The sequence below is a fragment of the Chryseobacterium sp. POE27 genome, from assembly GCF_039727685.1.
Lineage (GTDB): Bacteria > Bacteroidota > Bacteroidia > Flavobacteriales > Weeksellaceae > Chryseobacterium.
Map to the genome: position 1 here is coordinate 3,227,379 of NZ_CP152475.1, position 21,150 is coordinate 3,248,528.

General features: G+C 36.3%; 17 protein-coding genes and 1 riboswitch. Of the genes, 12 read left to right on the forward strand and 5 right to left on the reverse strand.

The window, feature by feature from the left end:
- Nucleotides 1–27 precede the first annotated feature (27 nt).
- Both AAHI02_RS15395 and AAHI02_RS15400 read left to right on the forward strand, forming a co-directional pair.
- Nucleotides 28–1,350, forward strand: coding sequence for a DUF58 domain-containing protein (locus AAHI02_RS15395; RefSeq protein WP_346983989.1), 1,323 nt, complete (start codon nt 28–30; stop codon nt 1,348–1,350).
- A 289-nt stretch (nt 1,351–1,639) separates the two neighbouring features.
- The gene (locus tag AAHI02_RS15400; protein ID WP_346983990.1) at nt 1,640–2,065 is read left to right on the forward strand and encodes an OsmC family protein; all 426 of its coding nucleotides are present in this window, start codon (nt 1,640–1,642) and stop codon (nt 2,063–2,065) included.
- Between the two features lie 74 nt (nt 2,066–2,139).
- Here the strand turns inward: AAHI02_RS15400 and AAHI02_RS15405 are convergent, their stop codons facing one another.
- The 3 genes from AAHI02_RS15405 to AAHI02_RS15415 all read right to left on the reverse strand — a co-directional run bounded on the left by AAHI02_RS15405 (nt 2,140) and on the right by AAHI02_RS15415 (nt 6,674).
- Nucleotides 2,140–3,819, reverse strand: a complete 1,680-nt coding sequence (locus AAHI02_RS15405) for a T9SS type A sorting domain-containing protein (RefSeq protein ID WP_346983991.1) — start codon at nt 3,817–3,819, stop codon at nt 2,140–2,142.
- 238 nt (nt 3,820–4,057) lie between these two features.
- Nucleotides 4,058–6,265: a glucosidase gene (locus tag AAHI02_RS15410; RefSeq protein ID WP_346983992.1), complete on the reverse strand. Its 2,208-nt coding sequence runs from the start codon at nt 6,263–6,265 to the stop codon at nt 4,058–4,060.
- Nucleotides 6,237–6,674, reverse strand: coding sequence for a hypothetical protein (locus tag AAHI02_RS15415; protein ID WP_346983993.1), 438 nt, complete (start codon nt 6,672–6,674; stop codon nt 6,237–6,239). The genes AAHI02_RS15410 and AAHI02_RS15415 overlap by 29 nt, the downstream gene beginning before the upstream one ends.
- A 188-nt stretch (nt 6,675–6,862) precedes the next feature.
- A riboswitch (SAM riboswitch) is annotated at nt 6,863–6,969 on the forward strand.
- 79 nt (nt 6,970–7,048) lie between these two features.
- Between AAHI02_RS15415 and AAHI02_RS15420 the strand changes: the two genes are divergently transcribed.
- From AAHI02_RS15420 to metF, 8 genes are all read left to right on the forward strand, one after another.
- On the forward strand, nt 7,049–7,966 hold the full coding sequence (locus tag AAHI02_RS15420; RefSeq protein WP_346986627.1) for an alpha/beta fold hydrolase: 918 nt from the start codon (nt 7,049–7,051) through the stop codon (nt 7,964–7,966).
- Between the two features lie 3 nt (nt 7,967–7,969).
- Nucleotides 7,970–8,596, forward strand: coding sequence for a hypothetical protein (locus AAHI02_RS15425; protein ID WP_346983994.1), 627 nt, complete (start codon nt 7,970–7,972; stop codon nt 8,594–8,596).
- Nucleotides 8,544–9,509: a hypothetical protein gene (locus AAHI02_RS15430; RefSeq protein ID WP_346983995.1), complete on the forward strand. Its 966-nt coding sequence runs from the start codon at nt 8,544–8,546 to the stop codon at nt 9,507–9,509. Before AAHI02_RS15425 ends, AAHI02_RS15430 begins: the two co-directional genes overlap by 53 nt.
- 111 nt (nt 9,510–9,620) lie before the next feature.
- Nucleotides 9,621–10,781, forward strand: a complete 1,161-nt coding sequence (locus AAHI02_RS15435) for an O-succinylhomoserine sulfhydrylase (RefSeq protein ID WP_346983996.1) — start codon at nt 9,621–9,623, stop codon at nt 10,779–10,781.
- A 22-nt stretch (nt 10,782–10,803) separates the two neighbouring features.
- Entirely contained in the window at nt 10,804–11,814 is a 1,011-nt protein-coding gene (locus tag AAHI02_RS15440; protein ID WP_346983997.1) for a homocysteine S-methyltransferase family protein, read from the forward strand.
- A 90-nt stretch (nt 11,815–11,904) separates the two neighbouring features.
- Nucleotides 11,905–14,565, forward strand: coding sequence for a methionine synthase (gene metH, locus AAHI02_RS15445; RefSeq protein ID WP_346983998.1), 2,661 nt, complete (start codon nt 11,905–11,907; stop codon nt 14,563–14,565).
- A gap of 27 nt (nt 14,566–14,592) precedes the next feature.
- Entirely contained in the window at nt 14,593–15,957 is a 1,365-nt protein-coding gene (locus tag AAHI02_RS15450) for a Fic family protein (RefSeq protein ID WP_346983999.1), read from the forward strand.
- A 4-nt stretch (nt 15,958–15,961) separates the two neighbouring features.
- A complete protein-coding gene (metF, locus tag AAHI02_RS15455) occupies nt 15,962–16,921 on the forward strand; it encodes a methylenetetrahydrofolate reductase [NAD(P)H] (RefSeq protein ID WP_346984000.1) in 960 nt (319 codons plus the stop codon).
- Nucleotides 16,922–17,033: 112 nt separating this feature from the next.
- Here metF and AAHI02_RS15460 read toward each other — a convergent pair whose 3' ends face one another.
- Together AAHI02_RS15460 and AAHI02_RS15465 are read right to left on the reverse strand one after the other, a co-directional pair.
- A complete protein-coding gene (locus AAHI02_RS15460) occupies nt 17,034–17,522 on the reverse strand; it encodes a hypothetical protein (protein WP_346984001.1) in 489 nt (162 codons plus the stop codon).
- Nucleotides 17,523–17,538: 16 nt separating this feature from the next.
- Complete coding sequence (locus tag AAHI02_RS15465; RefSeq protein WP_346984002.1) at nt 17,539–18,339, reverse strand: hypothetical protein; 801 nt, start codon at nt 18,337–18,339, stop codon at nt 17,539–17,541.
- Nucleotides 18,340–18,792: 453 nt separating this feature from the next.
- Between AAHI02_RS15465 and folE the strand changes: the two genes are divergently transcribed.
- Nucleotides 18,793–19,458: a GTP cyclohydrolase I FolE gene (gene folE / locus AAHI02_RS15470; RefSeq protein WP_346984003.1), complete on the forward strand. Its 666-nt coding sequence runs from the start codon at nt 18,793–18,795 to the stop codon at nt 19,456–19,458.
- Between the two features lie 137 nt (nt 19,459–19,595).
- Complete coding sequence (cysS, locus tag AAHI02_RS15475; RefSeq protein WP_346984004.1) at nt 19,596–21,062, forward strand: cysteine--tRNA ligase; 1,467 nt, start codon at nt 19,596–19,598, stop codon at nt 21,060–21,062.
- Nucleotides 21,063–21,150 lie beyond the last annotated feature (88 nt).

Sequence of the window (21,150 nt, forward strand, 5' to 3'; positions counted from 1 at the left end):
GCAACCTTAAAACTTGTACCTTAAATAATGAAAAACTTATACATCAATACCCGCTTTTTTTACACACTCATTACAGTGGGAATACTGTATGTCTTTGCATTTTTCTTCCCTTTTCTGATGTGGGGGGCACATAGTCTTTTGTTGTTATGTTTTTTGGCGGTAATGGTAGATTATCTTTTTGTCTTTAACAAAAATAAAGGCATTGCAGCACAGAGAATTTTGCCCGAAAAACTATCAAACGGCGATGAAAATCCTGTGAAAATCGACATTAAAAATAATTACGATTTTAAGATTAATGTTAAAGTAATCGATGAAATTCCGTTCCAGTTTCAGAAGCGGGATTTCATGATTGAAAAACATATTATACCCGGAAAAAATACGTTCTTTCAATATTTTCTGGAACCTAAAGAACGCGGGGAATACAATTTCGGAAGCCTGAACGTATATGTTTCTTCGCCATTAGGCTTTGTTTCCAAAAGGTTTAATTTTCAGAAAGATGCCAATTTACCTTCCTATCCGTCATTTATCCATTTGAGAAAATATGAGCTGATGGCTATTCAGAGCGAGTTTTTGTTAGGGGGAATCAAGAAAATAAGGAAGCTGGGACATACGATGGAATTCGAGCAGATCAAAGAATATGTTCCCGGAGACGATATCAGGACAATTAACTGGAAAGCGACTTCTAAAACTAACCGATTGATGGTTAATCAGTTTCAGGATGAAAAATCGCAACGCATCTTTATGCTGATTGATACCGGACGGACGATGAAAATGCCTTTCAAAGGATTAAGCCTGCTGGATTATTCCATCAATGCGACAATGGCTTTATCCCATATTATCCTGAAAAAAGGCGATCGTGCAGGAATGATGACCTTCTCTAAAAAAACAGAAAATAAAATTGCTGCCGAAAATAAATCGGGACAACTAAGGAAAATCTCAGAAGCGCTTTATAATATCAAAACAGATTTTTTTGAAAGTGATTTTAACCGGTTGTATCAGGATGTAAAATATTCATTAAATCAGAGAAGCTTAATTTTACTGTTTACTAATTTTGAAACTCTTGATGGCCTTAACCGGCAGTTAAAATATCTTCGCGGAATTGCCAAAAACCATTTGCTGGTGGTGGTTTTCTTTAAAAACTCCGAACTTCAGACATTAATCCATAAAAATCCTGAAAGCATGCAGGAAATTTATGATGAGATCATTGCCGAAAAATTTGAGTTTGAAAAGAAACTGATCATTCAGGAACTCCGCAAATATGGAATTTATACTGTTTATACATTGCCCGAAAATTTAAATATTGAGGTTATCAATAAATATCTGGAGATCAAAGCCAGGGGAATTTTATAACTTGCTATAAGCATTAAGCTGTAGGCTATAAGCAGTAGGCTATAAGCAGTAGGCAGTAAGCTCTAAGCGGAAATTTTAGGTCTGACAGGTAAAAATTTAAGCCTTAAGGCTAAAGTTTTAGATGTTGTGGCTAAAGTTTTGAGTATAATGTATAAAATTTTAAACCTTAAGCTTAAACTTTTAATACTAAAGCGTAAAATTTTCATCAAATCACCTAAATTCCGAGGGGCGGAGTTTAATCATGTAGTATAAACAACAATTAATAATCATTAAATCAAGCATACATATAATGAAAATAACACTTAACAGAATCAACGACGATTTTTTGTTTGAATGTACCAATTCTCAGGGAAATTCAATTCTTTTAGATAATACGACCCAGCCGGGAGCAAAAGGAGTTTCTCCTATGGAAAGCGTTTTGATGGCGGTTGCAGGCTGTAGCGGCATTGATGTGGTTTCAATTCTGAAAAAACAAAGACAGGAAATTACCGGTTTTAAGGCTGAAGTTGAAGGAGAAAGAATCCCGGTGGATGATGCCAAGCCTTTTAAATCAATCAAAGTAAAGTTTTTTCTTGAAGGTAATATGGATCCTAAGAAAGCATTAAAAGCAGCTCAGCTTTCATTCGAAAAATACTGTTCTGTTTCTAAGACCCTGGAGCCCAATGTGGAAATTGGCTACGAGGTTTTCGTGAATGGAGAAATTGTTGAGGCTTAATCTTTTCCAATCTCATACAAAACAAAAAACGCGGATATTTATCCGCGTTTTTCATTATGAATATGGAGTGTGTATTATCTTTTAATTGTTTTCATGCTTTTTAAAGAACCGTCTTTCATGGTTAAAGTCAGAATATACATTCCGGATCTTATTCCTCCTAAGAATAATGCTGAAGAAGGATTTTCAACGGTTTTAACTACAATTCCCGAAAGATCTGTTAAAACAGCTTTTTTCACATTTTCCGCTTTTTCAAGATATAAGGTATCAACGAACGGATTCGGATAAGCAATTCTTTCTTTTTCTTTTGCGGTCACCTCGCTTGTTGCCAGAGATAATGGCTCCAGAGTAATGGTTACCGTTAATGTGTTATTATCAACTTTGTTATAATCTGCACTACATCCTGATCCGCCATATGTTCTCCATGCTCTCAGCTCGTAGTTTACAGTTCCTGTAAGCTCATTGGCGAGAGTAAGTCCGGTTCTGTTATAAGAATAGGTACCTGTGGACGATCCGGATCCGGAGGTTACAGAAGATTCGGTGGTATTGTTTGTTGTACAAACCAAAAGGCTTCTTTGCTCTCCCATCCATCCGTTGGAAACGGTAGACATTTTATAAGAAACTGCTGTAGATTTTATTTTATATCCTGCCGGAACATTGATGCTTACACTTCCTGCACAGTCTGTAGTAGATGAAGTGGAAACTCCCGAATTGTTATATTGTGTATTGATATCCCCGGCTGTATAAATGGTACTGATCTGCCCCGGTGTAAATTCTTTCATTTTCCAGAAGCTTTGAGATGAGCCACCGCAATTGGATCTTACCCAGAAATAATAAGTTTGTCCGGTAGTAAGTGAATTAAGAGTTACAGAAGTACCTGAGGTCACATTCCCGGTAGGAGTTGTCGTTGCTGTAGGGGCAGTAGGCGAAGTACTGTAGTAATATTGATATCCTGAAGCCGGGGCATTGGTAGGTGCTGTCCAGCTTAACGTTGCATCCGACATGGTAGTCGTAGCAGTAATGTCTGTCGGAGTACTGCAGGCATTATAGGCGTCGGCCGCGAAAGCAAAAATATTTGGGATTCCTCCTGTTCCTGTCTTCGTTACGGTTACACTTTTTACGCTTTTTGATTGATTCTCTGTGCTGATTGCCAAAGGAATCTGATATAGTCTTGGATTGGTCCCCGAGCCTGACTCAAGGTTGTCATTGGAGATGTTAATTCTTCCGATCCCCTGGATTGCGTAGCTGCTTCCTCCGTACCAGTCGGAAATACTGATTCCCGAGAGAGTCTGTGAAGTATTATCTGTAAAATTTACGTCTACATCTACGGTACAGCTACCGCTTCCTCCCGTTGCAAGCATATACACAGTAAGAGCCTGAAGAGGTGTTGAAAAAACTAAGGTTCCGTTTTCGCCGGCAGTTTCTAATCGAAGGCTGTTATTTGAGCTGTAAGGAGCCATCTGATAAGATAATCCTGATGTTGAAGATACAGCCGAATTAATAATTCCATTGATAGGGAGACCATAGGTAAGCGGTGTACTTGCAGCTGTCAATTGAAAATCTCTTGAGATAAAAGCATAGCTTACTCCATCGACATCATTGTTGGTTGAAGAAGCAGACGGTCCCACTCCGTTGGCAATGACATCTGCATTAAAGCCACTTTGAACCGGCATCGGCTGATATTCCTGAGCTTTAAGCTGATGAGTACAAACAGCCGATAATGCCACGACTGCTAGAGGTAGTAATTTTCCTTTCATAAAGTTTATATTAGGTTTATTTGGCTAATATAGATATTTTATTGATAAAAAATTATTATAAATTAAAAATTGATGATAATTTTTTACATATATGTAATATATAATGATTTTTGCTTAATATGAATAGATGTTAACTATTGCATCAATGATTTTATATTGAAATAATAAATATTTTGTTTTTTTTAATATAAAAAAAGCCTCTGTATTAAGAGGCCTGTATTGTATGGAGAAATAATGTTTAAAATGTCATTCGTGGTTTCATCAGTTTTGCAACCGTAGCAGTCCATCCTGTCTGATGAGATGCCCCGATTCCGCGTCCGTTATCACCATGGAAATACTCGAAGAATGTTATATAGTCTTTAAAGTTTTCATCATAATTAAATTTTGCATTCCCTCCGTTGAATGCTCTTTGGCCCACTGCATCTTTGAGGAAAATAGAACACAGTCTGTTGCTGATATTCTGTGCGACTTCGTCAAGATTTTTCTTATCTCCGCTTCCGGTAGGCAGTTCAACTTTCATGCTGTTTCCGTAATAAAAATGGAATCTCTGTAAGCTCTCTACAATCAGGAAGTTGATAGGAAACCAAATGGGTCCTCTCCAGTTACTGTTTCCTCCGAACATCCGGCTGTCGCTTTCGCCCGGTGTGTAATAAACAACATTTTCTGTCCCGTGTACAGAGAATACAAACGGATTTTCTTCATATACTTTAGACATGGCACGAATTCCGTAATCGCTTAGAAATTCCTTTTCATCAAGCATACGGCTCAGCACTTTTGTGAGTCTTGTTTTGCGGAGAATACTCATCAGATGTTTTCTTCCCTGGCCTTCCTCTTCCCAATGGGATACAAGTTTGGTAAGTTCGGGTTTGTTTTTTAGTACCCAATCCATTCTTTCCACAAAATTAGGCATTTTGTCGAGCAGATGGTGATCTATAATTTCTACGGCAAACATCGGGATAAGCCCTACGATGCTTCGTAATTTTAATGAAACACTATCTCCGTTTCCAAGCTGAAGCACATCGTAGAAAAATCCGTCTTCTTCATTCCAAAGTCCTTTGGTTCCTTCTCCAAGATTTTCCATGGCTTCTGCAATATATAAATAATGCTCAAAAAATTTAATCGCCATATCTTCATACACCTGATAATATTGAGCCAGTTCCATGGCAATACGCATCATATTTAATGCATACATGGCCATCCAGCTTGTACCGTCGGCCTGTTCCAGATGTTGGCCGTCCTTCAGGATCATATTTCGGTCAAAAGCTCCGATATTATCAAGACCCAGGAAGCCTCCACCAAAGATATTTTTACCATTTTTATCCTTTCGGTTTACCCACCATGTGAAATTAAGGAGCAATTTCTGGAAGACTTTTTCTAAAAATAAAAGATCCGGTTTTCCGTTCTGCTTTTCATCAATTTTAAAAACCCTGAAGCATGACCAAGCATGAACAGGAGGGTTTACGTCACTCAGGTTCCACTCGTAAGCAGGCATTTGTCCGTTCGGGTGCATATACCATTCTTTAGTGAGCAAAAGCAATTGGTTTTTAGCAAAATCTGCATCAATAATCGCAAACGGAACACAATGGAAGGCCAGGTCCCAGGTGGCATACCACGGATATTCCCATTTGTCGGGCATGGAAATGATATCCTTATTATGCATATGGTTCCATTCCGTGTTTCGTACATAATTGTTGAAATCTCTCGGAGCCTCAAAATTCGGATCACCTTTCAGCCATTTTCCTACATTGTAATGATAAAACTGTTTATTCCAGAGTAATCCTGCAAAAGCCTGTCTTTGGACATTTCTCTCATCATCATTCATCACATCATTCTGAATTTCATGGTAAAATTCATCCGCTTCGGCAATTCTGGTATTAAAAATTTTATCAAAATTTTCAAAGGGCTCATCCAAATGATCCGGAGAAAGTCTAAAGTCAAAAGATTTTGAACTTCCTGCTTCTATGATTTCATCCAAAAGAAAGGAAGCCTTTGTTCCCTTTTTTTCAGGATTTACCGTGTTACTACCGTAAATAATGTAGTCATTAATTCCATCTTTAAAATAAGTATTTCCAAGATATGGAGCTCCGTATAGTTTGGGGGTGTTGGTTTCATTTTCACAAAAAACACTTTCCGCATCAGTATTTCTGGAATAAAACTTTTTTATGGAAATACTATCGTGATCAATATTAATACAACCTTCGTGTGAAGCGGCTGTCTGACCTTTATAAGTATTGTAGCCCCATTTCCAGTTATTTCTGAACCACACGGTGGGTGCCACAACAATAGGAGCGTCAACACTACTTCTGTTAAAAATAGTTACACGTACTAACAAGTCATTATGATCGGCCTTTGCATATTCAATGAAAATATCAAAATACTCGTCCTTATCAAAAATTCCGGTGTCAATAATCTCATATTCAGGTTCTTTTTTTGCTTCGTCTCGCATTTTCTGCGCGGATATCATCGTAAGGAAAAGCATTAATAGGATATTTATACAGCATTTTCATGTAGCTGTGAGTAGGCGTATTATCCAGATAGTAGAAAATTTCCTTGATATCTTCACCGTGATTTCCCTGAGGATTGCTCAGCCCGAAAAAACGCTCTTTCACGATCTTGTCTTTCTTATTCCAGAATGAAAGGGCAAAACAGAAAAGTTGCTTGGCATCGGAGATTCCGGCGATTCCTTCTTCTCCCCAGCGGTAAGCATAGCTTTCCGCATTATTATGATTGGCAAAATTCCATGCGTCACCGTTTGAGCTATAGTCTTCCCGTACGTTTCCCCACTGCCGGTTACTCACATAAGGACCCCAGTTTTTCCAGTCTGTATCTTGTAATCTTTGTTTTTCTGCAATCATATGTCGTCACTTTTCATTACGAAGTTAGTTTTTTTGGTAAAAAATTCCAACTTCACAAATTTGAATTAAACTTAATATCTTTCTGCAAACCGCCTGCTGAAGGGTGTTTGTGATATTAAATTAAATTTTTATAAAATTTTAAAAGAAAAGTTTTATCTTTGCACCATTCGTTCATTCAAATATTGAAAATGTTATCAAGAAAGGTTGAGGGATTAGACCCTATGAAACCTTAGCAACCCTTCGCGAAAGCGGAGAAGGTGCTACGTTCTACCAAATTATTTTGGACAGATAACTTACTGAAGTTCTTTTCAGCCATTCCTGTGGCATTTTCAATTGTATTAATAATAATAGAATTGGAAGCAGAACTAAAACATATCAATTTTTCGTATCGCACAAATTCCGGTAAGGAATATCATATCCCGTTGAGCTACCAGTTTTTCGGGAAAGACTTGTTTTCGGCTCCTGTTATCCTGGTCAATCATGCTTTAACCGGAAATTCGGCCGTTTCGGGAGAAAAAGGCTGGTGGAAACAGCTTATTGGAGATGATCAGGTAATCGATACTAGAAAGTACACGATTTTATGTTTTAATATTCCGGGAAACGGTTACGATGATTTTTTTATTGATGAGTATGAAGATTTTACAGTTTCAGATATTGCCAATATTTTTTTGCAAGGCCTTGAAATTTTAAATATAAAAACATTACACGCCATTATCGGAGGCTCTCTTGGAGGCGGAATCGGATGGGAAATGTTGGTTAAAAATCCCCGGCTTTCCGAATTTTTCATTCCTATTGCCTGCGATTTTAAAACTCACGACTGGCTTCATGCACAATGTCTTGTGCAGAAATTTTTATTAAATCAAGGCGATGAACCGCTTCAAAAAGCCAGAATTCATGCAATGCTGTGCTATCGAACGCCGGAATCGTTAAATGGCAGATTTCAAAATAAATATAACCAGGAGAAAAAGAGGTTGGAGTCGGAAGATTGGCTGATTTATCATGGGAAAGCGTTGAACGAAAGATTTAGTTTAAAATCTTACAAGCTGATGAATCATTTGCTGATGAATATTAATGCTGACGAGTGTCAATTGGAAAAAATTCAGGCCCGAATGCACATGATCTCTGTAGATACAGATTTGTTTTTTCCGGCTTCCGAAATCAGGATGTGCTATGAAAAGCTTAAAGAGAAAAGGGAAAATGTTTTCTATCACGAGATCAACTCAATTCATGGGCACGATGCCTTCTTAATGGAATACGAACAATTAAATACTATCATTAAAAATATTTTGTAGAAGATGAAGAATGTAAACGAAATAAAATTTTTGAAAAACAGATCAATCATCAAATTTGAAGGAGAAGATTTCTTAGGTGAAATCGGGATCGACGGACGAATTTTCAAAGCGCTTACTTTGGCGCGAATCAGTGTGGGAGTAATTTCTCAGCAGGCAATCGAAAACGGGCTTTCTATTCTCGTTCAGGAAGCGGATTCTGAAAAGGCGGTAAATTGTCTGATTGATGAATTTGAAGCAGAAAGAAAATCGGGTAAAGTTTCCCAGATTTACAGCATAAATAACGTGTCGGTTTTGGGCTTTGTGGCAGAAGATTTCAACAAAGTTTTGGCAGAACTGGCAAGAAACAATGTTTTCCCGTTACTTTTAAATCAGATTGCGGCGGAAAAAAGAGTAAACATCGTTGTCACTTCTTCTCAGGACGAAAAGGCAAAAAATATCATCGAATCTGAAATTTCTAAAAAACCTAAAACGGTACACCTAGCCATCATCGGTCACGGAAACGTTGGAAAGACTTTGATAGAGCAAGTTCTGGAATCTTCAGAAGAAATTAAAAGACGAAAAAAGATCGATTTAAAAGTTGTGGCGGTGGCGAATTCCAAAAGAATGGCTTTTAACAAAAAAAGGTTTTGACAGCAATTGGAGTAATGATGTTTTAGCGGCAGGAAATCCATCGGAAGTTCAGGAATTGATTAATTTTTCAAAAGAAAATCAGCTGGAAAATCTTATCGTTGTTGATAATACGGCAAGTAAAGATTTTGTTCATAATTATCATGCTTTGGCAGAAAATGGTTTTGATCTTGTTTCTTCAAACAAAATTTTCAATACCCTTCCGATTGAAGAATACCGTAAACTAAGATATACGTTGAACAAAAATAACAGACGCTATTTATATGAAACGAACGTTGGTGCAGGTTTGCCGTTAATTGATACGATAAAATTGTTACACCTTTCGGGGGAAAATATCACAAGAATTAAAGGTGTTTTCTCAGGAACACTAAGTTATGTATTCAATAATTTTTCTTTGAGGAATGATAATTTTTCAACCATCATCAACGAAGCATTGGAAAAAGGTTATACAGAACCGGATCCAAGAGAAGACCTATCCGGAAATGATGTCGCAAGAAAATTATTGATCTTAGCTAGAGAATTAGATTTGATTAATGAATTTGAAGATATCAATATTCAGAATTTAGTTCCTGAAAATCTGCTTTCAGTTTCAAAATCAGAATTTCTCTCAAGATTGAATGAGCTGGATGTAGAATACCAAAAAATAAAAGAAAATCAGGAACCTGGTCATGTTTTAAGATATGTTGGAGATCTTCATGGGGATTTACAGAAAGAAAAAGGTGAACTGGATGTAAATTTAATTTCCGTTCCTGCAAGCTCAGCTTTAGGACAATTAAAAGGTTCTGATTCAATCTTTGAGATTTATACAGAAAGTTACGGTGAAAATCCTATTGTCATTATGGGGGCCGGAGCTGGTGCAAAAGTGACCGCCAGAGGAGTTTTCGGAGATATTTTAAGAGTAAGTGAAACAAAATAATTAATGTAACAACATAACAATGTAGCAGTTTACCAATATCTAACCTTTGTCATTCTGAACGAAGTGAAGAATCTCATTAATACACTGCTACGTTGGTAAATTAAATATATTATGGAAAATTTTGAAACCATTGCCATAAGAACTCAAACTGAGAGGACGCAGTTTGATGAACATTCAACGCCACTTTTTCTGACTTCAAGCTTTGTTTTTGAAGATACGGAAGATATGAGAGCAAGTTTTGCGGAAGAAAAATCAAAGAACTTATACAGCCGTTTTTCAAATCCTAATGTAACGGAATTTACCGATAAAATTACGAAGATGGAAGACGCAGAAGCAGGTTATGCTTTCGCTACCGGGATGGCCGCTATTTATTCCACTTTTGCCACTTTATTGAATGCGGGGGATCATATCGTGAGCTGCCAGTCTGTTTTTGGTTCTACACATACTTTATTCACAAAATACTTCCCGAAATGGAATATTGAAACTACCTATTTCAAGGCAGAAGATGCGGAAAACGTTGAAAAATATATTAAGCCTAATACAAAAATTTTATATCTGGAAACACCTACCAATCCCGCTATTGAAGTATTGGATTTGGAATTTTTCGGAAAAATTGCGGAAAAGCATAATTTAATTTTCATTGTGGATAACTGTTTTGCAACACCTTATTTACAGCAACCGATAAAATACGGAGCAGACATCGTCGTTCATTCAGCAACAAAATTAATTGACGGTCAGGGCCGTGTTTTGGGTGGAGTAGCTGTCGGCAGAGAAGATCTGATTCGTGAAATTTATCTTTTCGCAAGAAATACGGGACCTGCAATGTCACCTTTTAACGCTTGGGTTTTATCAAAAAGCTTGGAAACATTAGCAATTCGTGTTGAAAAGCATTGTGAAAATGCTTTAAAAGTTGCTGAATTTTTAGAAAGCCATCCCAATGTTGAATTGGTGAAATACCCTTTCCTGAAATCTCATCCAAGTTATGAAGTAGCAAAAAAACAAATGAGATTGGGTGGAAATATCGTCGCATTCGAAATCAAAGGAGGTATTGAAGGCGGAAGAAACTTTTTAGATAACATAAAAATGTGCTCGCTTTCCGCAAACCTGGGAGATACGAGAACAATTGTTACGCATCCTGCTTCAACAACACATTCTAAATTAACGGACGAAGAAAGAAATGAAGTAGGAATTACTGCCGGATTGGTTCGTTGTTCAGTTGGCTTGGAAAATGTGGAGGATATCATTGCAGATTTAAAACAGGCATTGGATTAATTCAACGATGAAATAAATAAAAATGAAAAATTCAGAACAATTATACAAAGCGTTATCCGAAAGAATTTTAATTCTTGACGGAGCGATGGGTACCATGCTTCAGCGGTATAAATTTGAAGAAGAAGATTATCGTGGAGAGCGTTTCAAAGATTGGGAACATCCTGTGAAAGGAAATAATGATCTGCTTTCCCTTACGCAACCCCAGGCGATTGAAGAAGTACACAGAAAATACCTTGAAGCCGGAGCTGATATTCTGGAAACGAATACTTTTTCGGGAACGACAATAGCCATGGCAGATTATCACATGGAAGATCTGGTTTATGAATTGAACTATGAATCTGCAAAAATCGCAAGAAAAGTATGTGATGAATTTACTTTTCAAAACCCTGATAAACCAAGATTTGTTGCGGGTTCTATCGGTCCGACCAACAGAACGGCAAGTCTGAGTCCTGATGTAAATGATCCAGGATACAGAGCGATTACATTTGAAGAATTGCGAATTGCTTACAAGCAGCAGTGCGAAGCATTATTAGACGGAGGTTCGGATATTCTTTTAGTAGAAACTATTTTCGATACATTGAATGCAAAAGCTGCTTTATTCGCAATCGATGAAATTCAGGATGAAAGAGGAATTGAAATCCCTATAATGGTTTCGGGAACGATTACCGATGCTTCGGGAAGAACGCTGAGCGGACAAACTGCAGAAGCATTTTTAATCTCCGTTTCACATTTGAATTTATTGAGTGTCGGGTTCAACTGTGCGCTGGGAGCAAACCAATTAACGCCGTATCTGGAAACATTGGCGCATAATTCAGAATTCCATGTTTCGGCTTACCCCAACGCCGGTTTACCAAACGCTTTCGGGAAGTATGATGAAACGCCTGAAGACATGGCAAGCCAGATCAAGGAATATGTGGAAAAAGGATTAATTAATATTATTGGGGGTTGTTGTGGCACAACGCCTGACCATATAAAAGCAATAGCTGATTTGGTAGAAAAATACGAGCCCAGGAAAGTTAATATAACAATCTAATATTTATCCATGTAACAATCAGTGTCATTCTTAGCGAAATAAAGAATCTAATTGATAAACTGTTACATTGATACATTGGTAAATTAAACTATGAAATATTTAAGATTATCGGGGCTTGAGCCTTTGATTATTACGCCGGAAAGTAACTTTATCAATATTGGTGAAAGAACCAATGTTGCAGGATCAAAGAAATTTTTAAGATTAATAAAAGAAGAAAAATTTGCAGAAGCATTAGATATTGCGCGTCACCAGGTGGAAGGCGGAGCGCAGATTCTGGACGTTAATTTCGATGATGGATTAATCGACGGAAAAGCTTCCATGATTAAGTTTCTAAATTTAATTGCTTCCGAGCCTGATATTTCCAGAATTCCATTGATGATTGACTCGTCCAAATGGGAAATCCTGGAAGCGGGTCTTCAGGTCGCCCAGGGAAAATGCGTGGTAAATTCAATAAGCCTTAAAGGTGGTGAAGAAGAATTTATCAGACAGGCAAAACGTATCAAAAGATATGGTGCAGCTGTGATTGTTATGGCATTTGACGAAGTCGGGCAGGCGGATACGTATGAACGCAGAATCGAAATTTCAAAACGGTCTTATGATATTTTAGTGAATCGTTTAAATTTCCCGGCGGAAGATATTATTTTCGATTTAAATATTTTCCCTGTTGCAACAGGAATGGATGAACACCGTAGAAACGCCATTGATTTTATCGAAGCGACAAGATGGGTGCGGCAAAATCTTCCGTATGCCTCTGTAAGTGGAGGTGTTAGTAATGTTTCATTCTCTTTCAGGGGAAATGATACGGTGAGAGAGGCGATGCATTCGGTATTTCTTTATCATGCCATTCAGGCGGGAATGAATATGGGAATCGTAAACCCTGCAATGCTTGAGGTTTATGATGAAATTAATAAAGAACTGCTCGGATTAGTTGAAGACGTTATCCTTGACAAAAGAGAAGATGCCACAGAAAGACTATTAGATTATTCTGAAAAGCATAAATCGGTAAAAAAAGAAAAAGTTGAGGATCTTGAATGGCGAAATTATCCCCTTCAGGAAAGAATTACGCATTCTCTGGTAAAAGGAATTGACCGTTTCATCGAAGAAGATGTTGAGGAAGCAAGATTGCATGCAGAAAAACCGCTTCATGTTATTGAAATTAATTTAATGACGGGAATGGGTGTTGTGGGAGATCTTTTCGGGAGCGGGAAAATGTTCTTGCCGCAAGTCGTAAAATCGGCGAGGGTAATGAAAAAAGCAGTAGCTTATTTACAGCCGTTCATCGAAGCTGAAAAAGACGGTGCAAAACCTGCGAATGGAAAAATTCTGATGGCAACGGTAAAAGGTGACGTTCATGATATTGGTAAAAATATTGTGAGCGTTGTGTTGGGCTGTAACAACTATGAAATTGTGGATCTTGGAGTGATGGTGCCGGCCGAAAAAATTATTCAGGCTGCAATTGAACATCAGGTAGATGTTATTGGTTTAAGCGGATTGATTACGCCAAGTTTGGATGAAATGGTGTACATTGCTTCAGAACTGGAAAGACAAAACTTGAATTTTCCTTTATTGATAGGTGGTGCGACAACTTCCAAAGCACATACTGCCGTAAAGATTGATTTAAAATATAAAAATGCTGTTGTTCATGTAAATGATGCTTCCAGAGCGGTAAACGTGGTCAGTTCATTATTGGGCGATAGAAATAAAGAATACGTCGACGATCTTAAAAGCGAATATTCGGAATTCAGGGAAAAATTCCTGAACAGGCAGGTCGAAAAAGATTATGTTTCTATTGAAGAAGCAAGAGAAAATAAGTTTAAAATTGATTGGAACAATGAAGATATCTTTACCCCAAATCGTTTGGGAATTCAGATTTTTGAAAATCAGGATTTAGGAGAATTGTTACCTTTTATAGACTGGTCACCATTTTTCAGAAGCTGGGATCTTCATGGGAAATATCCGAATATTTTGGAAGATGAGGTTGTAGGAACCCAGGCGAAAGAACTGTTCAAAGATGCACAGGGTATTTTAAAAAGAATTTTAGACGAAAAATTATTGACGGCAAAAGCTATTTTTGGAATTTTTAAAGCCAATTCTACTGACAAGGATGACATTTTAATTTTTGATGAAGATAATGAACAGAAAGTAAAATTCATCACTTTAAGACAACAGGCCCAACGTTCAAAAGGGAAAGATTATCTGGCATTAAGTGATTTTATTGCACCTCAAAATTCAGGAAAAGTCGATTATGTGGGTGCTTTCTGCGTTACGACAGGTTTTGGAACGGATGAGCTGGCAGCAGAATATGAAAAAGCCGGTGACGACTATAATGCCATTATGGTAAAAGCTTTGGCAGACCGTTTTGCAGAAGCCTACGCCGAGTTTTTACATAAAAAAGTAAGAACCGAATATTGGGGCTACGCGAATCAGGAAAATTTAAGCAACGAAGAATTAATCGCTGAAAAATATAAAGGTATTCGTCCTGCTCCGGGTTATCCCGCTTGTCCTGATCATTTGGAGAAACATGCAATTTGGGATCTATTAAAAGTGGAGGAAAATATCGGAGTCTATCTAACGGAAAGTTTAGCCATGTTTCCGACCGCTTCGGTTTCCGGATATTATTTCGGAAGTCCGCATGCGAAATATTTTGGCTTAGGAAAAATTGCAGAAGATCAATTGAAAGATTATTCCGAAAGAAAAGGAATTTCTTTACAGGAAGCAAGAAAATGGTTATCGCCAAACTTAGCAGATTAAAATCTATTTTTGTAATAAAATAGCATCATGAAAAATATCAAAATATTAGAAAACTTAAATGAAATAAAATCAATTGATAAGCAAAAAAAGTCAATCGATTCTCATCGTCCATTTTCTAAAGAATTGGAAAATAAAATCTTTCAGAAATTAAAATTAGACTGGAATTATAATTCTAATGCCATTGAAGGAAACCAATTAAGCTATGGAGAAACTGTTGCTTTTTTAAATTTTGGATTAACGGCAAAAGGAAAACCTTTCAAAGATCATTTAGATATCAAGGGGCACAACGAGGCAATAGGTTTTATGCTACAGTTAATTAAAGAAGATCGTCCACTTTCAGAAAGTGATATTAAAGATTTACATAAAATAATTTTAGTAGAACCTTATTTTTCAAAAACGATTTCGCCACAAGGAGTTGAATTTGAAAAAGAAATAAAAATCGGACAGTATAAAACTTCTCCTAATCATGTAAAAACGGTTTCAGGTGATATTCATTATTATACCAATCCGGAAGAGGTTGCTTTTGAAATGAATAATCTTTTGGAATGGTATAGAGATGCTGAAGAAGAAAAACTTCATCCTTTGGTAATGTCTGCAATTTTCCATCATAAGTTTACCGCAATACATCCTTTTGATGATGGAAACGGAAGGTTGGCGAGAATTTTAAGCAATTTTATATTGTTGAAACACAAATATCCTGTTATTGTTATTAAAAATAGAGATAAAGTTCAATATTATGCTGCTTTGAATATTGCTGATAATGGAATTTATGAAGATTTAGTAAAGTTATTTGCAGAAAATGTAGGATATAGCTTTGATATTATGCAGAAAGCCATTAATGGGGAAAATATTAATGAACCAGATGATTTGGATAAAGAGATTGAACTTTTTACCAAAGAAATGCAAATTCAAGACATTAAAACATTAGATTTCACCAATAATAGAGATTTTCTACTTAATACTTATGTAAAAGATTTTTTGGAATATTTACTGCCGAAATTGAATAAAATTGGAGAACTTTTTCAAGACTTTAGAATCATATTAATAGAAAAAATTCCCAGGCTCGAGCCAAAATACCATACGTATAGTAACAATAATTTAGATGTAATTTATGATAATCAAATTGATTTTGAAAGTATTTTGTTTAGAGTTTATTTTATCTTCAATGGTTTGATTAAAAGAGAACTTGAGGTAAATATTGATTTAAAAATTATATTGAATAAAAAATCAGTTAAATATCAAGTGATTGATAATGTGAATAAGATAATCTTTGAAAAAGATTTTTTTTACTCACAAAATATACAAACCGTTTATAAAGAAATAGCAACCCCTGTAATTTATTACTTAATCAATATGATTAAGATTGATAATATTATAAATTCAGAAGAATAAATAAATGAAAATCACTGACCATATAAAAAACGCTAACGGAAAAACGTTGTTTTCTCTCGAAGTGGTTCCGCCACAAAAAGGCATCGGAATTGAAGATCTCTATAAAAATATTGATCCTTTGATGGAGTTCAAACCGCCATTCATTGATGTGACGACTTCCCGGGAGGAGTATATTTATATCGACAAAGGAAATGGTTTAATGGAACGCCGGATTACGAGAATGCGCCCCGGAACATTGGGAATTTGTGCGGCTATTCAGCATAAATATAATGTAGATACTGTTCCGCATTTGCTTTGTGGAGGTTTTACCAAAGAAGAAACCGAATATCTTCTGGTCGACTGTATGTACCTCGGAATCGACAATATCATGGCGCTTAGGGGTGATGCGATGAAGGGACATCAATATTTTGAGCCAACAAATGGGGGCCATGCCAGTGCAATGGATCTTGTACATCAGATCAATGATTTAGGAAGAGGGAAATATCTGCATAATCAGGAAGAAGAATGTCAGGAACACAATAAATTCTGTGTAGGGGTGGCGGGTTATCCGGAGAAACATATGGAAGCACCCTCTATGAATTACGATTTGAAATGGTTGAAACAAAAAGTAGACGCCGGAGCAGATTATATTGTTACCCAAATGTTTTTTGACAATAAAAAATATATTGAATTTGTGAAAAAAGCCCGGGAAATGGGGATCACTGTTCCCATCATTCCGGGAATAAAACCGATTGCCATGAAAAAGCATTTGAAGATTTTACCGCAAATTTTTAAAATTGATTTACCGGAAGAATTGATTAATGAAGTGGAAAACGCTAAAAATAATGAAGCTGTCAAACAAATAGGAATTGAATGGGCAATCAATCAGTGCAGGGAACTGCTGGATTTTGGAGTTCCGGTTTTACATTTCTATTCCATGGGGAAAAGTGATAATATCAAAAAAATAGCAGGAGCGCTATTCTAATAAAATAAAATGATATTTGATTGAGCTTTGCCGAGTGGCAGAGCTTTTCTTTTTTTGGTGTTTTTAGTTTTGGCGGCGGCAAAGCCGCCGCCAAAACTAAAAAACCTAATGATCAGATCTCAGTCTGATATTTTAAGAGTCTTTCAAAAACACTTTTAGTGGTCGGTTTTGAAGAATTTAAATTGAAAATAAACATTCCACTTTCGATATTAAAATAATATTTCTTTTCCTGATCTGATATCGAAAACCATTTTAAAAGACCATTGACAATATTAATGTCTTCCCATTTTATTGAACTTTCATGTAAAGGAAAAGTATGGGGATTTTGATGTAAAGTATCTACAAAGTGAATATTTTCGCCTTCAACATAAAGCATTCCGCTTCCTTGAAAAGCTTTGATCTTGAAAAACTCGTTTTGAGCATTTCCCATATTGTAGCGGACAAAAGCGTAATACTCCGGAGTTCCGATTTGTTCAAGCAAAAGTTTCTGTTTCTTCTTTCGGCTTCTCGCAGCAAGATAAGCAATCAGAAAAATAATCGCAGGAATTGATAATAAGAAAAGGAGGAGAAAAATAATTAAAATAATTACTGATGAATCCATATGGTTTATATCTAAATTATAATTCAGGATGACGTTCAAAATTTTTACTTCTGTCAAAAAGATAGCGATACGTTGCCAATTTTCTTGTAACACGTGTATCCAGATTTTCTGCAATCTTGATCATTTTAGGATTAAAATCCCCAATCCACTGCATTTCGGTGACTTTGAAATCGGTATGCTTTCTAAGATGCTGCGTTCCTTCCCAGATCATATAGCCTTCAAGACCTTTCTTTTGCCATTCCGGAACAACACCAAAAACAAGGCCAACCATTTTTTCGTTTTTCTTAAACGTTTTAACCCAAAGAAATTTTAGTTTTTCCCAAATCCCGAATTTTCCATTTAAATATTTAAGCCATTGATTCGTATCCGGAATATTCATCCACATGGCAACAGGTTTTTCATTTTCATATACAAACCATGAAATATGCTCATTAATAATGGGTTTCATTGTTCTAAACATTTTCAGGACTTTCGACTCATCCATACATTTCCCTTCACCATGAGATTCCCAGGCTTTATTATAAATTTCAGTAAAATCTGCGGCAAATTTTTCCAGATTGTCCTTTGTCATAGGTCTTGCTGAAATATTGGGATTCTTGCTGTGCTTGGCGTGCATTACCGTAAAAACTCTCGAAACCTCGGCAAAAATAGATCTTGAAAAACAGAGCTGCTCAAAGTAAATCTTAAAGCCATAGTTCTCAAAAAGATCTTTGTAATAAGGGAAATTGTAATTCATTCCGTATAAAGGCTCAGTAAAGCCTTCAATGACAAGTCCCCAGAATTTATCCCGTTCCCCAAAATTTATCGGTCCGTCCATGGCTTCTATTCCTCTTTTCTGAAGCCAGTCTTTGCAGTGATCAAAAATAAAATTTGCCGTCTCCTGATCGTTGATGCAGTCAAAAAACCCGATTCCTCCCGTTGGCTGTTTTTGGGGATAATTTTCGTTTATAAAAACGGCAACTTTTCCTACGGTTTCATTTTTTTTGTTTTTAAATAAAAATCTCTCACATTCACCGGTTTTGAAAAATTTATTTTTAAGAGGATTAAAAATAGCTTCAATATCTTTGTCTAAAGGTCTTATGTAGTTCTTATCATGCTGATAAAGTTTCGGGGGGAAACTCTAAAAATTCTCGTTTCTGATTTTCATTTCGTACTTCTTCTACAGTAATCATATTTCGTTTTGGTAGTGAATAAGAAAGATAATATTTTTCATTTAAATCAAAATCAATTAAAAAGATATTATCCGTATTTTTGTGCAAATTAAATAAAAATGGTTGATTTTACGGACAACGACGATGATATTTTCACGGGAAAAGAACACACGCCAATAAGGGAAAATGCTTTTGATAAATCGCCAGAGGAAAAAATAGAAAAAATCACGGAGCTCTTTGGTGAAATCATGGAGACGTTAGGTTTAGACATGACGGATGATTCTTTGAAAGATTCTCCCAGAAGAGTTGCCAAAATGTATGTCAATGAAATTTTCGGAGGTCTTTTACCTGAAAACAAACCCGGAATTTCTACATTTTCAAATAAATACAAATACCGCCAGATGTTGGTGGAAAAAGATATTACAGTATATTCGTTCTGTGAACATCATTTTTTGCCAATTATTGGGAGAGCACATGTTGCTTATATTTCAAATGGAGAAGTGATCGGTCTTTCGAAAATCAACAGAATTGTCGATTATTATGCAAAAAGGCCGCAGGTTCAGGAAAGACTTACCATGCAGATCGTGGATGCCTTAAAAGAAGCTTTAGGTACAAAAGATGTTGCATGTATTATTGATGCTAAACATCTTTGTGTAAATTGCAGAGGAATAAAAGATACGGCAAGTTCTACCATTACCGCCGAATTGAGCGGAATTTTCAGGACAAATCCTATTACAAGGCAGGAATTCCTTCATTATGTGGGAAGCCATGCAAAATTGGATTAAATTAATACAGAGTTTGTTATATGATAAAATTTAAAAAAAGTTTCTAATAAAATTTTTTTCACAACAATTATTTGTTGTGAAAGATTTATCTTGAATTAATTTTAAAAATCATTTATCAATCATCATTTATAAAAATCATGCAATTAAAAATATACAACTCGCTTGCGGGCGAAAAAGAAATATTTAAACCTATCTTAGAAGGAAATGTTGGAATGTATGTCTGCGGACCAACCGTTTACAGTAATGTGCATTTAGGAAATGTAAGAACCTTTCTTTCTTTCGATTTCATTTACAGAAGCTTGATGCATCTTGGCTACAAAGTAAGATACGTAAGAAATATCACCGATGCAGGACACCTTACCGACGATGGGGACGTAAACAACGACCGGTTCGTAAAACAAACGCGACTGGAAAAGCTGGAACCTATGGAAATCGTACAGAAATATACCGTAGATTTCCATAAAGTGCTGGAGATGTTTAATTTATTGCCGCCTAATATTGAGCCGACCGCAACCGGACATATCGTAGAGCAAATTGAATTAACCCAAAAATTAATTGAAAGAGGATTCGCTTACGAAAGCAACGGTTCTGTGTATTTCGATGTGTTGGAATACAACAGGAGAGGCCTGAACTACGGTGAACTATCCAAAAGAAATATTGAAGAGCTGTTCGCCAATACCCGTGATCTGGATGGGCAGGGAGAAAAGAAAAACCCGCAGGATTTTGCATTGTGGAAAAAAGCTTCCCCTGCACACATTATGAGATGGAATTCGCCTTGGGGAGAAGGTTTCCCGGGATGGCATCTGGAATGTACTGCCATGAGTACGAAATATTTAGGTGAAACTTTTGATATTCACGGAGGAGGAATGGATCTTAAATTTCCGCACCACGAATGTGAAATCGCACAGGGAAAGGCATGCAATGATGCAGCTCCGGTAAATTACTGGATGCATGCCAATATGCTGACGATGAATTCTCAACGGATGAGCAAGTCTACAGGGAATTATATTTTGCCAATGCAGTTGGTGACTGGTGAAAATGATTTTTTTGAGAAACCTTTCCATCCGTCAATTGTACGTTTCTGCTTTCTGCAGGCGCATTACAGAAGTGTGCTGGATATTTCCAATGATGCGATGCTGGCCAGTGAAAAAGGATTTATCAGATTAATGGAAGCGATTAAAGTTTTAAATAATATTGTTCCTAATGATGAAAAACAATCTGCTTTCAATCTTGAAGAATGGAAAAATAAGGCTTACGACGCTTTAACAGATGATTTCAATTCACCGGTTATGATTGCGCATTTATTTGAAGCGGTAAAATATATTTTTGCTTTGAATGATGGAAAAGAAACGATTTCAACGAAAAATTTAGAAGAATTAAAATCTACTTTAAATGCGCTTGTTTTTGATGTTTTAGGACTTCAGACCATTGAAGAAAACAACAATGAAAAACTTGATCAGACTTTAAAAGTGCTGATTGAATTAAGAAACCAGGCAAGAAAATCGAAGAATTTCGAGCTTTCGGATCAGATCCGTGATAAGCTTCTTGCAGAAGGTATTGAACTGAAAGACGGAAGAGACGGAACGACTTATGTTTTGAACTAGAATTTAAAATATTTATATAAACTCCTGCAATTTTTGTGGGAGTTTTTTTATGCGCAAATGTCATCCTATGTTTGCAAAATATTAGATT

Bases quoted from the DNA above. Each gene is read 5' to 3' on its own strand.
- AAHI02_RS15395 (WP_346983989.1), top strand. From the start codon at position 28: ATGAAAAACTTATACATCAATACCCGCTTTTTTTACACACTCATTACA.
- AAHI02_RS15400 (WP_346983990.1), top strand. From the start codon at position 1,640: ATGAAAATAACACTTAACAGAATCAACGACGATTTTTTGTTTGAATGT.
- AAHI02_RS15405 (WP_346983991.1), bottom strand. From the start codon at position 3,819: ATGAAAGGAAAATTACTACCTCTAGCAGTCGTGGCATTATCGGCTGTT.
- AAHI02_RS15410 (WP_346983992.1), bottom strand. From the start codon at position 6,265: ATGCGAGACGAAGCAAAAAAAGAACCTGAATATGAGATTATTGACACC.
- AAHI02_RS15415 (WP_346983993.1), bottom strand. From the start codon at position 6,674: ATGATTGCAGAAAAACAAAGATTACAAGATACAGACTGGAAAAACTGG.
- AAHI02_RS15425 (WP_346983994.1), top strand. From the start codon at position 7,970: ATGAAGAATGTAAACGAAATAAAATTTTTGAAAAACAGATCAATCATC.
- AAHI02_RS15435 (WP_346983996.1), top strand. From the start codon at position 9,621: ATGGAAAATTTTGAAACCATTGCCATAAGAACTCAAACTGAGAGGACG.
- AAHI02_RS15440 (WP_346983997.1), top strand. From the start codon at position 10,804: ATGAAAAATTCAGAACAATTATACAAAGCGTTATCCGAAAGAATTTTA.
- metH (WP_346983998.1), top strand. From the start codon at position 11,905: ATGAAATATTTAAGATTATCGGGGCTTGAGCCTTTGATTATTACGCCG.
- AAHI02_RS15450 (WP_346983999.1), top strand. From the start codon at position 14,593: ATGAAAAATATCAAAATATTAGAAAACTTAAATGAAATAAAATCAATT.
- metF (WP_346984000.1), top strand. From the start codon at position 15,962: ATGAAAATCACTGACCATATAAAAAACGCTAACGGAAAAACGTTGTTT.
- AAHI02_RS15460 (WP_346984001.1), bottom strand. From the start codon at position 17,522: ATGGATTCATCAGTAATTATTTTAATTATTTTTCTCCTCCTTTTCTTA.
- AAHI02_RS15465 (WP_346984002.1), bottom strand. From the start codon at position 18,339: ATGGACGGACCGATAAATTTTGGGGAACGGGATAAATTCTGGGGACTT.
- folE (WP_346984003.1), top strand. From the start codon at position 18,793: ATGGTTGATTTTACGGACAACGACGATGATATTTTCACGGGAAAAGAA.
- cysS (WP_346984004.1), top strand. From the start codon at position 19,596: ATGCAATTAAAAATATACAACTCGCTTGCGGGCGAAAAAGAAATATTT.